The following is a 15450-nucleotide window of genomic DNA, read 5'->3' as shown; positions in this document are numbered from 1 at the left end:
TGCCCTCCCCGTCCGCGGGACGGTTCGGGCCTTTTCGGGCCGGCCAAATTGGCATGGAACGGCAGCTGGCGGAACTCCCCATGCGGTGTTGCATCAATCCCGGAGAAGGTATGAAGACTCAGCCGGAGAAGCTCAGCATGGCGCGAAGACCGGGCGCATTGTCTTCCAGCCGCAGTTCCGCACCATGAAGCCGCGCAACCGCGGCCACGAGACTCAGCCCCAACCCGTGGCCCGGCGTGCCCCGGTGTTCCTCCAGCCGGACGAACCGCTCCAGCACCCGCCCACGCTGCGCCTCTGGCACGCCGGGGCCGCTATCCTCCACGGCCAATGCGGCGCGCGCGCCAGATAGGACCCGCACAGCAACCCTGCCGCCCGGCGGCGTATATTTGATTGCGTTCTCGACCAGATTGCTGAGCGCCTGCGCCAGGAGCTGCCCGCTGCCCGAAACGGTCACGCCGGGCGCCGCATCAAGGGTGAGCGTCAGCCCCTTCTCCTCCGCCACTGGCTGGTACAGCTCGGCCACATTGTCGGCCAGGGCGGCCAGATCGACAGGGCCGAAATCGGCCCGCGCCCTGCCCGATTCGGCTGCCGCGATGTCCAGGATGGCCTTGAAGACGGAGAGCATGCGGTCGATTTCCTCCACCGCCTGCTCCAACTGGCCGCGCTGCGCCTCGCTCAGCCTCTGGTCCGTCAGCGCCATCTCCAGGCGGGAGCGCAGGCGCGACATCGGGGTGCGGAGGTCGTGCGCCACATTGTCGGTGACCTGCCGCAGGTTCAGCATCAGCCGCGCGATCTCGTCCAGCATGCTGTTCAGCTTGGCGGAAAGCCGATCCAGCTCGTCATCCGTGCCGGAGAGCGGCATGCGGTCGGCAAAGGCTCCGGCGGTGATGCGGTCGATGGTGGTGTTGATGCTGTCGATGCGACGCGCCACCCGCCGGCTGATCAGCACGGCGCCCCCCGCCCCCACCACCAGCGCCAGCGACACGGCCCAGATCAACGCGGTCAGGAGCTGCTCGCGCAGTAGATAGCGTTCCGTCATGTCGTGGCCGACCAGCAGCCAGCCGAAATTCCCCATGTCGATGACCAGGGCGATGGCCGGGCGGGACGGGCCGGGCTCCCGCACCGTCTTGATCTCGAACTCCACCCAGCCCGAGCGCGCGTCCGGAATCGGCCAGGGGGCGAGATTGCCGGTCACGATGTCCAGCCGCGGGCTGGCCACGGCATAGATCATGTTGGTGCGCTGCGCCTGGCTGCGGTCGGACACCAGTTGCAGGAAGCCGATCCGGCCGCGGGTGGCCAAGGCATGGCGAAGCTCCTGCACCTCCCGCAGAACCGTCTGTTCGGCCTGCCGCTCCACGAAGCCGGCGGTGAACCACCAGACCACGCCCAGCACTGCCCCGACCGACAGGGTGAACAGGCCCAGATAGAAGGCCGCCAGCCGGAAGGTGGAGGTGCGCAGGAAGCTAAGCCGGTTCACGCAGCACGTATCCTGCCCCCCGTACCGTCTGGATCAGCGGCACGGGATGGTCCTTGTCGATCTTCTGCCGCAGGCGCGCCACATGGACGTCGATCACATTGGTCTGCGGGTCGAAATGATAGTCCCAGACATTCTCCAGCAGCATGGTGCGGGTCACTACATGGCCGGCATTGCGCATCAGGAATTCCAGAAGCTGGAACTCCCGCGGCAGTAGGTCCACCGCCTTGCCGCCCCGCTTCACCGTGCGGGCCAGCAGGTCCATCTCCAGATCGGCGACCTGCAGGCGGGTCACCGGTGCGGCGGCGGAGAAGCGGCGCTGCAGCGCTTCCAGCCGGGCCAGCAGCTCGGAGAAGGCAAAGGGCTTCACCAGGTAATCGTCCGCCCCCGCGCGCAGCCCCTTCACCCGGTCATCCACGCTGCCCAGCGCCGACAGCACCACGGCCGGCGTCTGATTGCCGGTGGCGCGCAGCACTTCGAGCAGGCTCAGCCCGTCACGGCCGGGCAGCATGCGGTCCACGATCATGGCGTCGTAATGTTCGGAAGCCGCGAGGAACAGGCCGTCCTTGCCGTTGTCCGCGTGATCGGCGACATGGCCGGCCTCGCGCAGGCCTTTGACCAGATAGTCCGCGGTGGCGCGGTCGTCTTCGATAACCAGGATCTTCATGGGCCCGTCCCTTCGGCGCATCACTCTACAGGCGCGCCCTTGCCCCTGCAAAAAGTTCGGCCGGGCGGTGGGGGCCGCCCGGCCGTCAGGCGGGGTATCAACAGGGATAGTCTAACGCGAAGAGATTCAGCTCAACAGGAGCTGCCGGGCACCGGCCCCGTCCGGGGGAAGGGGCAATCGCACCGGCCGTTTCCGGCACCCGACACATTGATCGTGTCACAGGCGCGGCTGAAGCGTCATGTCAGCAAGATGAAATCGCTGTCATGCTGGCCTGGAGCCGCGCCGATGAACATGAACGCAAATTAATGCAGCCGTCAGGCCGCGGACGGGCATGGTTCCCTATCTTCGGGAGCATGCAGTTCAAATGCAGTCAGGAGTGACCCTGCCATGAGTCTTCGCCGCATCCCCACCGCCGTCCGCCGCAGCCTGGCCGTGGCGCTGTTGGCCGGCACGGCACTCGGCGCCGGCCTGTCCACCTATCCGGCAGACGCCGCGAACGGCAATAGCAGCGCCGCCATCGCCCCGGCGCCCGTCGCCGGGCTGCCCGGCAGCTTCGCCGGCCTGGTGGAGCATGTGAGCCCGGCCGTCGTCACCATCACGGCCGCCCGCGCCGCGGAGATGCCGGACAGGATCGCCCGCGAACTGCCGCCGCAGATGGAGGAGTTCCTGCGCCGCTTCGGCATGCCGGGCGTCCCCGGCCTGCCCGAGGGCGGCCCGCGCGGTGAGCAGGCCCGGTCTTTGGGCAGTGGCTTCGTTATTGATGCCGACGGCTATGTCGTCACCAACCGCCATGTGATCGAGGGTGCCGACGACGTCACCGTGACCTTCGCCGACGGGACGGAGCGTGCGGCCACCATTGTCGGCCAGGACGACCGCACCGATCTGGCCGTACTGAAGGTGGAGGCTGACAAGCCGCTGCCGCACCTGACCTTCGGCGACAGCGACAAGATGCGCCCCGGCGACTGGGTGATCGCCGTCGGCAATCCGTTCGGCCTGGGCGGAACGGTCACGGCTGGCATCGTCTCCGCCCGCGGCCGCGCGATCAGCAACAATGCCTATGACGACTACATCCAGATCGACGCCAGCATCAACCGCGGCAATTCCGGCGGCCCGACCTTCAATGCGGCCGGCGAGGTGATCGGCATCAACACCGCGATCTTCAGCCCCAATGGCGGCTCGGTCGGCATCGGCTTCGCCATTCCGGCAAATCTCGCCAAGCCGGTGATCGAGCAGCTGAAGGCTACTGGCCGGGTGGAGCGCGGCTGGCTCGGCGTGTCCCTCCAGGGTCTCACCCCCGATCTGGCCGAGGGGCTGGGCCTGAAGGAGGACAAGGGCGCACTTATCGCCTCCGTCAATCCGGACAGCCCGGCGGAGGAGGCCGGCCTGAAGGCTGGCGACGTGGTCCGCACGGTGGACGGGCAGGCTGTGGAGGACACCCGCGCCCTGGCCCGCGCCGTGGGCAGCGTCGCCCCCGGCACGGAATTGGAGATGAAGGTCTGGCGCGAAGGGCGTGAGCACACCATCGAGGTCGCCGTCGGCGCTCCTCCGGGCAGCGAGCAGGCCGCTCTTCCCGGCCGCGGCGGCGCCGAAGCCGACGTGGCCGGTCTCAAGCTCTCCCGCCTGGATCAGCGCTGGCGTCAGCGCCTCTCCCTCGCCGACGACGCCGAGGGCGTGGTGGTGACGGAAGTCGACCGGACGCTGGAGCAGCTTCGCCCCGGCGATGTGATCGAGACGGTCAACGGGCAGTCCGTCACCGACCCGAAGCAGGTCGGCGAGGCGGTGAAGGAGGCGGAGAAGCAGGGCCGCCGCAACGCCCTGCTGCTGGTCCGCCGCGGTGAGGCCCGCAGCTTCGTGCCCCTGCCGCTGAAGCGCGCCGAGGGCTGATCCGGCCAGATATCGGAAGCAGAAGTTGGACGCCGCGGCGGGGGACCTGCCGCGGCGTTTTCCTTGCCAGCGCGTTGGAATGGTGACGCAACCTTGCGGGGAACGCTACGACCCCGAAGGCTGTTGCCGTTTGCGATGCCCGATCGACGCACGCTTCTCGGCCTGCTGGGACTGGGAGCCCGCATCACCGCGCGCGCACTCCGCACCCGACGCAAGGCCCTTTCCCTCCAGGACAGGCTGTCCGCCATTCCGGCGGCCGGTCTTCCCGTGCAAGCGCCGGTGCGCATCCGCTGGAACAACCACCAGATTCCCTATGTCCTGGCGGAGCATGACCGCGATCTCGCGGTGGGGCTGGGCGTGGTGCATGCCCATCTGCGGCTGACCCAGATCGAATTCATGCGACGGGCGGCCTGGGGCCGGCTGGCGGAAGTTCTGGGACCGGCAGCGGTGCAGGTCGATCACATGCTGCGCATCCTGAATGTTCCCGCCGCACTGCCCGGCATCATGGCCGGCATGCCGGCCGAGACCCGGGAGTGGCTGGAAGGCTTCCGCGACGGCATCAATCATGTGATCGCCAACGCGCCCGAGCTGCCGGAGGAATTCCGGCTGCTGGATTTCCGGCCGGAGCCCTGGAGCATGGAGGATCTGGTGGCGTTGAGCCGGCTGGCCGCCACCGATTTCACCTGGAAGGTCTGGGTTCCACTTCTGAAACTGGCCGGCCGGCCCGACTGGCTGAAGCTGTGGGAGCGCATGGTTGGGGAGGATGCCATCGGCGTTCCGAGCTTCGCCGGTGGTGGCCTGCCCGGGCTGAACCCGGCATTGCTGGACTCCATGCCCGCCCTGCTCGGATTGTTCAGCCGGAGCGGCAGCAACTCCGTAGCCGTGGCGGCGGGGCGGACGGCTGGCGGCGGCGCCATGATCGCCAGCGATCCCCATCTCGGCATCACCCTGCCGAACCTCTGGCTGCTGGCGGGGATGAAGAGTCCCGGGCACAACGCGGTGGGGCTGATGATTCCTGGCGTGCCGGTGATCGGGCTGGGCCGCAATCCCCGGATCGCTTGGGGCGGCACCAGCCTGCATGCCGCCAGCAGCGAACTGGTGGAGGTGCCGGCGGGAACGCCGCTGCAGGAGCGCCGGGAGGTGATCCGGGTCCGCGGCGGCAAGCCTGTCGCCGTCACTGTACGCAGCCGGGGGGATGAGCCGATCATTTCTGACGCTCCGCTGCTCCCCACCCGACTGGGGCGCGTCCTTGCCTTGCGCTGGGTCGGCCACCGGGTCAGCGATGAACTCACCTCACTGCTCTCGGTCAGCCGGGCCGCGGACTGGGAGGGGTTCCTTTCGGCGTTGGAGGGCTATGCCGTGCCGGCGCTGACTATGATCTATGCGGACCAACAGGGCCGGGTCGGCACCTGCATGGCCGCCCACCTGCCGCGCCGCCCGACCAAGCCGCCGCCCGACCTGGTGCTGGGCGCCGAGGCGGATGAGCATTGGGAGCGGATGGCCAGTGTCCGCAACCTGCCCCATTGCATCAATCCGGACGGGGGCGTCGTCGCCTCCGCCAACGACCGGCCGAAGGGGCTGGAGTGGATGGCGGTGGGCTGGTTCTTCTCCCCCGACGACAGGGTGGCGCGGCTGCATGAGCTGACTGGAGGGGGCAAGGTGGATGGGCTGGTTCTGCGCAAGGCCCAGCGCGACGTGCTGATGCGCTCCGCTATCGACATACGCGACCGCCTGCTTGCACTGGCCACCGGGGGGGCTGCCGCGACGGACCCGGCGCGCGACCGGCTGGTCGGGCTGCTGCGCGACTGGGACGGCCACTTCACAGTGGAGGCGGAGGCGCCGGTGGCGCTGGAGCTGCTGGTCTATCACCTGCTGCGCGAACTGCACGGCAAGGAGGATCTGGACATCTATACCCATGCCTGGGAGCCCTGGGCGCTGCTGCGTCAGGATCTGGCCGGCCTGTCAGCCGCCCGACTGGCGCGCGCCATGAAGCCCGCGGTCCAGCGGACCTGCAAGGCGCTGGACCGGCACCAGAACTGGGGACGGATGCACCGTCTTCGCCTGCGCCACCCGCTGGGCGCCCTGCCGCTGGTGGGAAAGCGCTACCGCTTCGCCGATGTCCCTGCCGCCGGCAGCAACGAGACCCTGATGAAGACCGCCCACGGCTTTTCCAGCGGCAGGCACGCCGTCAAGCTTGGCGCTGTCGCCCGCCATATCAGCGACCTGGCGGACCCGGACTGCAATGATTTCTGCCTTCTTGGCGGGCAGGACGGGTTCCTGGGGAGCAGCACCTTCTTCGACCAGTTCGCATTATGGCAGGAGGGGCGCTATATCCGCCTGCCGCTACGTCCCGACACGGCGGAGCGGGAGATGCCGCATCTAACCGTTCTGCGCCCGGCCGGAGCCTGAGACGAGGCTGCCCATGCTGGACGCGACACCCCTGTTCCGTCTCTACGCCCGCCAGCGCGGGCGGGCGCTGGACCGCCAGGACCCGGTGGAAGCGCAACGTCGCCAGTTGATGTGCCTGCTGCAACGGGCCGCACAGACGCGCTTCGGCCGCGATCATGACTTCGCCCGTATCCGCACCGTCGAGGACTTCCAGTCGGCGGTTCCCCTGCGCCGGTATGAGGAGATGTGGGAAGGCTGGTGGAAGGCCGTATTTCCGGTCCTGAAGGATGTGAGCTGGCCCGGCCACATCCCCTATCTGGCCGCCACCTCCGGCACCACGACAGGCCGGACCAAATACATCCCCGTCAGCCGGGAGATGGTACGGGCGAACCGCCGGGCGGCGCTGGACATCATCGTCCACCATCTCCGCGCCCGCCCCTACAGCCGGGTGCTGGGCGGGCTGAACTTCATGCTGGGCGGCAGCACGGCGATGGAGCAGCTCGCTCCCGGCGTTCTGGCTGGCGACCTGTCCGGCATTGCCGCCAACGAAATTCCTGCTTGGGCGCGGCCCTTCTATTACCCGCCGCCCGACCTTGCCCGCCTCTCCGACTGGGCGGAGAAGGTGGACCGGATGGGCAGCGCCTCCCTTGAGCTCGACATCCGCACCATCGGCGGCACGGCAAGTTGGCTGCTGCTCTATTTCGATCGGTTGGCGGAACTGGCCCCTGGGCGCGGACGGCGAGCGGTGGATTTCTATCCGAATTTGGAGCTGCTGGTGCATGGCGGCGTGAACTTCTCCCCCTACCGCCCTGCCTTCGAATGGATGCTGGAGGGAAGCCACGCCGAACTGCGGGAGGTGTATCCGGCGTCCGAGGGGTTTGTGGCGCTGGCCGACCGCGGCACCGGAGAAGGGCTGCGTCTGATGGCCGACAACGGCCTGTTCTTCGAATTCGTACCGGTGGTGGAATTGGACAGCCCCTCTCCCCGCCGATTCTGGCTGGAGAATGTGGAGACCGGCGTGAACTACGCCATCGTTCTGTCCAGCAATGCCGGGCTCTGGTCCTACATACTGGGGGACACGGTGCGGTTCGTGGAGACCCGGCCGCCCCGAATCCTGGTCACAGGCCGCACCTCTTATACCCTGTCCGCCTTCGGCGAACATCTGATCGGGGAGGAGATCGAGCAGGCTGTGGCGGAGGCAGCGGCGGAAAGCGGCGCCACGGTAGTCGACTTCTCGGTCGGCGCCGTTCTGTCCGACCGGCCCGGCAGCCTGGGCGGCCATGTCTGGGTGGTAGAGTTCGGGGGAGGTCCACCCCAAGAAGACATGCTCGCCGGCTTCGCATCGGCGTTGGATCAAAGTCTGTCCCGCCAGAACGCGGACTACAAGGATCACCGGGCCGGCGGCTTTGGCATGGCGGCGCCCCTGGTAGAGCCGGCCCCGCCTGGCACCTTCACCGAATGGATGCGCCGACGCGGCAAGCTGGGCGGACAGCACAAAGTGCCCCGTGTCATCCAGGACCCGGATCTTCTGGCGGGCCTGAGGCGGATGGCAGCCGGAAACCATTGACGGCTCTGCTCCACCGGCCGTTGGAGCGGAGCTCAATAGCATGGAGCCTTCCGTAGAACGCGCCGGTTTCGGTCAAAACCAGCCTTATCCTACAATCCTCCCCGCCCGCTTCCGCCAATGGTGCGCCGGTCGACACGACAGGGGCGGAAAGCGGGATGATCCGATCAGACGGGCAGCAGGCATACGCCTCGGCGCGGCAGCCTTGGGCGTTGTCCATTCGCCATCCTGGCCGTATGCATTCCTGCCCTGCAATAGCGACAAAGCACGCGCAGGCCGCCGCAGACCCAGGCCGAAGGCCGCCCTGGGCCGTGGATTCCCCGTCCAGGATGACCCGAATCTCCGGGAGGAGATCGTATTCTGCTGCTTGTGCGGACGGTCACAGGCGCAGGCAGCGAATTGCGGCATCAATGTGGTCACCTAAGTCGGCCCGCCATGGGCCGGCCGTCCCTCGGATCGAGGAGCAATCGGAATGCGTGGTCTTCGTTTCGTCCTGGCCTCTGCGCTGCTGGCGACCGGCCTGGTTTCCGGATCCGCTGCAGCCAGTGCGGCTTGCGCTCCCCTACCGCCCGAACCCAACCCGTTGTCGGCGGAGGCGGTGGAACGTTATCTGGCTTCGGGGCAAACCCTGATGGCCTGCCTCTTGAAGGAGTTTGAAGCATCGCGAGAGGGTGCCACCCATCACGAACGGGCGCAGTTGGTCGCCGAGATGAACGCTCTCGAGTACAGGTTGGAGCAGGTGCGGCTGGATGCCAGTGCAGCGGCCCGCAATGACCCGACCCTTACGCAGTCCGCTGAAGTCTCTCTGACGGCTACCACCGCCCGGTGACGCCGAATTTTAACACCAATGCTGTGGCGGCTTTTGCTCCCGACATGCAGTAGAGTTGGGTAGCGCTGCCCGGCATTGGTCTGAAGTACCGTCGCGAAGCGACTTTTAAAAATTTTCAAAAAGCCCCGCCCCATCGTGAGGCGGCAGAACACCTTGCGCCGGTCAGGGAACGACCGGTCGTGCGCATTCAAAAGGGGCTGCCAATGGCACAGTTGCGTTCCATCGGACATCTGTCCTGGGCCTTTGCGGCCCTGGGCGTCCTTCTCCTGTCCGCCTGCGATCCGGCATCGCAGAGCAGAGCGGACGGAAGTCCACCCCTGCCGCAGGTCGTCGTCAGCACGCCGCTGCAGAAAACGGTCGCGGAGTGGGACGAATATACCGGCCGCTTCGCCGCCGTGAACGAGGTCGAGGTCCGGCCGCGCGTCGGCGGCTTCCTCGACAGCGTGAACTTCCGTGACGGCGACATCGTCCGCAAGGGCGATCTCCTGTTCGTCATCGATCCCCGCCCCTTCGAGGCGGAATTGGCCGCCGCCCATGCCGGGCTGGCGGAGGCGGAGTCCCGCCTTGAACTGGCGACACGGGAACTGACCCGCGCAAGCGATCTCCGCCGGTCGCAGGCCGTGTCCGAAACGGTGCTGGACCAGCGGGAGCAGGAGCGCGCCGCCGCCCAGGCCGCCGTCATGGCCGCAAGGGCCGAAGTCCGCCAGGCGGAGCTGAATCTGGAATTCACCCGGGTGACGGCGCCGATCTCCGGCCGGGTCGGCCGGCATCTGGTCAGTGAGGGCAATCTGATTTCCGGCGGCACGACGGCCAGCACCCTGCTGACCACCATCGTCTCGCTGGACCCCATCCACATCTATTTCGACGCCGACCAGGCAGCCTTCCTCCGCTATGTCCGCATGGCGCAGGCTGGCACGCAGCCCAGCGCGCGGGAAAACCAGAGCAGGGTGGTGCTGTCCCTGCCGGACGAGACGGCGTTCGAGCATGAGGGCCGGATGGACTTCCTGGACAACCAGCTCGACCGTTCCACCGGCACGATCCGCGCCCGGGCGACCTTCAGCAATCCCGACCTGCTGTTCACCCCCGGACTTTTCGCCCGCATCCGGCTGCTTGGCCGCGGACAGTATGATGCCCTGATGCTGCCCGACAGCGCCATCGGTACCGACCAGACCCGGCGCTATGTCTTTGTGGTCGGCGATGACGGGATACCGCAGTACCGGCCGGTGGAGATCGGACCCCTGGTCGATGGGCTGCGCGTGGTCCGTAGCGGGCTGGAGCCGACCGAGCGGGTGATCGTCTCCGGCCTTCAGCGGGTCCGCCCCGGCGCGCCGGTGACCCCGGTTGAGGAGCCGCTGGCCGATGCCGGCGCCCCGGTCCGTAATGCGGAGGCCGTACAATGAGGATCGGACGCTTCTTCATCGACCGACCGGTCTTCGCCATCGTCCTGTCGATTTTCGTGCTGGTCGTCGGCGTGATCAGCTACGTCTCCCTTCCCGTTTCCCAGTATCCGGAGGTGGCTCCGCCCACGGTGGTGGTGACCGCCCAGTATCCGGGCGCCAACGCGCAGACCGTGGCCGACACCGTCGCCGCTCCCATCGAGCAGGAGGTGAACGGGGTCGAGGGCATGCTCTACATGTCCTCCCAGTCCACCTCCGACGGGCAGATGAACCTGACCGTCACCTTCGAGCTTGGCACCGACCTGGACGAGGCGCAGGTGCTGGTCCAGAACCGCGTGGCCGTGGCGGAGCCTCGCCTGCCTGAGGAGGTCCGGCGTCTCGGCGTGGTGACGCGCAAGAACTCGCCCGACCTGATGATGGTCATCCACCTGATCTCGCCGGACAACAGCCTCGACCAGCTCTACATTTCCAACTACGCCCTGCTGCAGGTCCGGGACACGCTGGCCCGCATCGAGGGTGTTGGCAATATCCAGCTTTTCGGCGCGCGCGACTATTCCATGCGCGTCTGGCTGGACCCGCAGCGGATCGCCGAGCTGGACATGACGGCGCAGGACGTGGTCACCGCCATCCGGGCCCAGAACGTCCAGGTGGCCGGCGGACAGCTCGCCCAGCCGCCGACGGATCTCGGCCGCGACTTCCAGCTCAACCTCAGCCTCCAGGGCCGGCTGACGGAGCCGCAGCAGTTCGAGAGCATCATCGTCAAGACCGGCGAGGACGGCCGCGTCGTCCGCCTGTCGGACGTGGCGCGGGTCGAGCTCGGAGCGCAGAACTACGTCACCAACTCCTACCTGGACGGCAACTCGGCGGTGGTGCTGGCGGTGAGCCAGCTTCCCGGCTCGAACGCGCTCGCCACGGCGGAGCGGCTTCAGACCGCCATTGCGGAACTGTCCGAGGCGTTTCCGCCGGGGCTGGAATACCGCATCATCTACAATCCTACCGAATTCATCGCACAGTCCATCGACGCGCTGCTCACCACCATCTATGAGGCGGTGTTCCTGGTGGTGCTGGTGGTGCTGGTCTTCCTTCAGCGCTGGCGCGCCAGCCTGATCCCTGTCATCGCCATTCCGGTCAGCCTGATCGGCACCTTTGCCGTGATGGCGGCGCTGGGCTTCACCATCAACAACCTGACCCTGTTCGGGCTGGTGCTGGCCGTCGGCATCGTCGTGGACGACGCCATCGTGGTGGTGGAGAATGTGGAGCGTAACCTGGCCAAGGGACTGAGCCCCAAGGAGGCGGCCCGGGTCACCATGGACGAGGTCGGCGGGGCGCTGGTCTCCATCGCGCTCGTCCTCTCGGCCGTGTTCATCCCGACCGCCTTCATCGAAGGCATCCAGGGCCAGTTCTACCAGCAGTTCGCGGTGACCATCGCGGTCGCCACCGTCATCTCCATGTTCAACTCCCTGACGCTCAGCCCGGCGCTCTGCGCCATGCTGCTGAAGGGGCATGAGACCGCACATGCGGAAGCCGCCCAGCGCCTGGGCCTGATGCAGCGGCTGATCAACGGCTTCAACAATGGCTTCGACCGCATGTCGGATGCCTATGGGCGGCTGGTCGGGCGGGTCAGCCGGGCATCGGTTCTGATGCTACTGGTCTATGTCGGGCTGATCGGCCTGACCGGATACCTGTTCACCCGCGTGCCGGGCGGGTTCATTCCGCAGCAGGACCAGGGCTATGTCATCGTCGCCATCCAGACGCCGGAGGGCACCAGCCTCGCCAGGACCGACGCGGTGATCAAGCGGGCGGAACAGATGATCCTGGAGACGGAAGGCGTGGCCCATACCGCCACCTTCGCCGGATTCAGCGGCGCTACCCGCACCATCGCAACCAATGCCGGCGCCATCTTCGCCACAATGGTCCCGTTTGAGGAGCGGCACGGCCTGACGGCCGACCATGTGCTCCAGACGCTCCAGGGCAAGATGATGACCATTACGGATGCGCAGATCTTCGTGGTGCCGCCGCCGCCGGTCAGCGGCCTCGGCACGTCCGGCGGCTTCGCCATGCGCGTCCAGGACCGTGCGGGCCGCGGACCGGCCGCACTGGAGGAGGCCGCCTGGGGTCTGGCCATTCCGGCCAATGGGGTCCCTGGCCTGATCAACGTCTTCACGCCGTTCAGCGCCAAGGCTCCGCAGGTCTATCTCGACATTGACCGGGTCAAGGCGCAGATGCTGGAAGTGCCGGTGGAGAATGTCTTCGGTACGCTGGAGGTTTATCTCGGCTCGGCCTACGTCAACGATACCAACCTGTTCGGCCGCACCTTCCGTGTCACCGCCCAGGCGGACAGCCAGTTCCGGCTGGACCCGGAAGGCATCGCCAAGCTGGAAACCCGGAACGCCAATGGCGACATGGTTCCCTTGGGGTCCTTCGTGGACTTCCGCTACGTGACCGGGCCGGACCGCGTCCACCGCTACAACCTGTTCCCGGCAGCCGAAATTCAGGGCAATGCCTTGCCCGGCTTCAGTTCGGGCCAGGCCATCGCGGCGATGGAGGGATTGGCGGACGGCGCGCTGCCGGAGGGCTTCGGCATCGAATGGACGGATCTGAGCTATCAGGAGAAGAATACGGGCAACTCCGCCCTCTACATCTTCCCGCTCTGCGTCTTCTTCGTCTTCCTGGTGCTGGCGGCGCAGTATGAGAGCTGGTCCCTGCCCTTCGCCATCATCCTGATCGTGCCGATGTGCCTTCTCTCGGCCATTGGCGGGGTGATGATGCGGGGCATGGACAACAACATCCTGACCCAGATCGGCTTCGTGGTGCTGGTTGGCCTCGCCTCCAAGAACGCCATCCTGATCGTGGAGTTCGCGCGCCAGCTGGAGGCGGAGGGTCGCGATCGCTTCGATGCGGTGATCGAGGCCTGCCGCCTGCGCCTGCGGCCGATCCTGATGACCAGCTTCGCCTTCATCCTGGGCGTGGTGCCGCTGATGATCGCCAGCGGCGCCGGTGCGGAGATGCGGCAGGCCATTGGCACCGCCGTGTTCTTCGGCATGCTGGGCGTCACCTTCTTCGGTCTGGTGTTCACGCCCGTCTTCTATGTGGTCATCCGCCGCCTGACCACACGGGCCGGCCATGTGGCGGGACCGGTTCCGGTGCCCGCCGGAAGCGACTGACTGCGGCTGAGGCTCCCCCGGACGACGAGTGCTTGACGTCCGGGGGACAAGCTTGCCGATTACAGGCAATCCTTTCGATTACACCGGTAAAGCCAGCGCCTGTTCCCTGCGGGCATCCAACGCCTTCATGATCCGGCTGAATGTCCGGAGACGGATGGGCTGCCCCTCCCGCATCCGCCGCCAAGTTCCCTCGCTGATGCCGTAGGTTTCCTGAAGGCAGGCCTTGGTGGCCGCGGGCAGGTGGTTCCTGAGTTCCAGGAACTGCGTGCGGCTGACCACGATCATGTTTCCGGTCGTCTCCCCGCATCCGCCGCTGCGGAGCGGCGCGACGCCGTTCCGCTCCATCCGCCCATCCGCGACGGAATGCATGAGGCGGTGGAACGTGGCGGCGCGTATCGGTCGCCCATCCCTGAGTCTTCGCCAAGTGGTCTCGCTGATGCCGTAGACGTCCCGCAGACACGACTTGGACACTGCGGGAAGATGGCTCCTGATGTGATGAAACTGAGTCGGGGTCAGGGAAACCATGACGCGTCCCATTTCGTCACCTCCGGCTTGTTGAGCGGTTTTCGACTCCACATACGGAATTGTTTCCGGCGGATGCGCATGGAACCGTGGGGCGCCGGTCCGGCACCCCTGCTGTATAAGTCCGGGCGGCTATTTCCGCGGGGTCATGTCGTCCAGGTTCCATGCCGCCGGGTCGAAGGGCGCACGGGTTTCCTTGACCACCGGATAGCCGCCGACCTCCTTCTCGCTGTCGATGATGGCCCCGCGGCCCTCGATCACGTCGGCCACGATCCGGGCATCCACGGGGTCCCGCTCCCACGGGCGGGCACCGGCATTCTTGATCACGGCATCCTGCACCGCCTCTGCCGGAAGCGCCTTCAGCCCCTCGGGCCAGACCGGCGGGCTATCCAGGCGGGACACCTTGATCGGCGCCGTGGTGTAGAGACCGAATTCCGGCAACGGCCGGCCAAGCCGGTCCATGGTGAGGTTGTCGGCCATGTGCAGTTCCACATCGCCGGAGCCGCCGACCATGACCAGCGGCAGCCCGTCCCAGGTATCCGGGCCGGCGCGCATGACATTGCCCACCACCGACATCTGCCCGAGTTGGAAGGGATGGTCACCCCATTCCTGGGCGATCAGATTATAGTGGATGGCCTTCTGGCCGGGATTGTAGATCAGGTTGTTGACGATAGCGCCGCGCACGCCGCCCTTGAACAGCGGGGTACGCTCCATGTTGTTGGAATAAAGATTCCCGATGATCAGGATGTCGCTGACATTGTCGTGGATCAGGGAGCCCTTGGAATGCTCCCCCTTCGCATGGGAGGAATAGGCCAGCCCCTCGGCGATGATGTTGTTCGAGAAGGTGATGCGGTGGGATGTGTTCCGCCGCCACTCCTCCGGCGTGTCGCCCTGCACACGCGGCCCGCTGGCGGACAGGTTCTCGTCGGTCGCCCAGGTCAGGGAGCAATGGTCGACGATGACGTTATACGCGCCGCCAAGGGTCGCGATCGCGTCGAAGTCCATCCCGCCCATCTTGGGCTGCTCCGCCTCGCCGGGGCGGACGCGGATATGCTGGACGATGACGTCATGGGTGACGATGTCCAGCCCGCCGCGGATGAAGGTGATTCCCGGCGAGGGAGCCGTCTGGCCGGCGATGGTCAGGAAGGGCTCCGTGATCTTCAGCGCGGTGCGCTCCAGGTCGATGACCCCGCCCACCTCGAAGACGACGATCCGCGGTCCCTTGGTGGCCACGGCTTCGGCGAAGGAACCGGGGCCAGTGGCGGCCAGCGTGGTGACCTTGATTATGCGCCCGCCGCGCCCGCCCTTGGTTTCGGCGGCCCAGCCTTGGGCGCCGGGGAAGGCCAGCGGGTCCGCCGCGGCAGCGGGTTGCGGAAGGGACGTGCCGGCGAAGGCGGCAACGGTCAGGCACAGAGCGGCCAGTAGACTCTTCTTCACGAATCCTCCCCTATTTTCCTGGCAGGCGCGGGACAGCATGTTCTTGCCGTTCGCCGATGCGCCGCCGGTGCCCGCAACTATCTGACGCCGAGCACCCGGTTCTTGATTATGACACCGGTTTCCT

10 protein-coding genes are annotated in these 15450 nt (G+C 67.0%); 6 read left to right on the top strand and 4 right to left on the bottom strand.

Going from position 1 to position 15450, the window contains the following annotated elements; all coding sequences use genetic code 11:
* Positions 1 to 118: 118 nt before the first annotated feature.
* Complete coding sequence (locus DOL89_RS18770) at positions 119 to 1477, bottom strand: sensor histidine kinase (RefSeq protein WP_119680889.1); 1359 nt, start codon at positions 1475 to 1477, stop codon at positions 119 to 121.
* A complete protein-coding gene (locus DOL89_RS18765) occupies positions 1464 to 2141 on the bottom strand; it encodes a winged helix-turn-helix domain-containing protein (protein ID WP_119680888.1) in 678 nt (225 codons plus the stop codon). Before DOL89_RS18765 ends, DOL89_RS18770 begins: the two co-directional genes overlap by 14 nt.
* A 387-nt stretch (positions 2142 to 2528) precedes the next feature.
* Here DOL89_RS18765 and DOL89_RS18760 point away from each other — a divergent pair, with 387 nt between their 5' ends.
* The 6 genes from DOL89_RS18760 (at position 2529) to DOL89_RS18735 (ending at position 13367) form a co-directional block, all read left to right on the top strand.
* Positions 2529 to 4025: a DegQ family serine endoprotease gene (locus tag DOL89_RS18760; RefSeq protein ID WP_119680887.1), complete on the top strand. Its 1497-nt coding sequence runs from the start codon at positions 2529 to 2531 to the stop codon at positions 4023 to 4025.
* 135 nt (positions 4026 to 4160) lie between these two features.
* Positions 4161 to 6434 carry a penicillin acylase family protein gene (locus DOL89_RS18755; protein ID WP_119680886.1) on the top strand — a complete coding sequence of 758 codons (2274 nt, stop codon included), beginning with the start codon at positions 4161 to 4163 and terminating at the stop codon, positions 6432 to 6434.
* Between the two features lie 13 nt (positions 6435 to 6447).
* Positions 6448 to 7980, top strand: coding sequence for a GH3 family domain-containing protein (locus tag DOL89_RS18750; RefSeq protein ID WP_205574726.1), 1533 nt, complete (start codon positions 6448 to 6450; stop codon positions 7978 to 7980).
* A gap of 469 nt (positions 7981 to 8449) precedes the next feature.
* On the top strand, positions 8450 to 8806 hold the full coding sequence (locus DOL89_RS18745) for a hypothetical protein (protein WP_119680884.1): 357 nt from the start codon (positions 8450 to 8452) through the stop codon (positions 8804 to 8806).
* Positions 8807 to 9009: 203 nt separating this feature from the next.
* Entirely contained in the window at positions 9010 to 10206 is a 1197-nt protein-coding gene (locus tag DOL89_RS18740; RefSeq protein ID WP_119680883.1) for an efflux RND transporter periplasmic adaptor subunit, read from the top strand.
* Positions 10203 to 13367: an efflux RND transporter permease subunit gene (locus tag DOL89_RS18735; protein WP_119680882.1), complete on the top strand. Its 3165-nt coding sequence runs from the start codon at positions 10203 to 10205 to the stop codon at positions 13365 to 13367. Before DOL89_RS18740 ends, DOL89_RS18735 begins: the two co-directional genes overlap by 4 nt.
* A gap of 78 nt (positions 13368 to 13445) precedes the next feature.
* Here the strand turns inward: DOL89_RS18735 and DOL89_RS18730 are convergent, their stop codons facing one another.
* Positions 13446 to 13712, bottom strand: coding sequence for a hypothetical protein (locus DOL89_RS18730; protein ID WP_225890043.1), 267 nt, complete (start codon positions 13710 to 13712; stop codon positions 13446 to 13448).
* Between the two features lie 309 nt (positions 13713 to 14021).
* A complete protein-coding gene (locus DOL89_RS18725; protein ID WP_225890042.1) occupies positions 14022 to 15326 on the bottom strand; it encodes a pectate lyase family protein in 1305 nt (434 codons plus the stop codon).
* Positions 15327 to 15450: the final 124 nt, after the last annotated feature.

Origin of the sequence: Indioceanicola profundi (assembly GCF_003568845.1) — a bacterium.
In the GTDB taxonomy this organism is placed as follows: Bacteria; Pseudomonadota; Alphaproteobacteria; order Azospirillales; family Azospirillaceae; genus Indioceanicola; species Indioceanicola profundi.
Note: the sequence above shows the minus strand (reverse complement) of the source record. Positions and strands in the feature narration are given on the sequence as shown.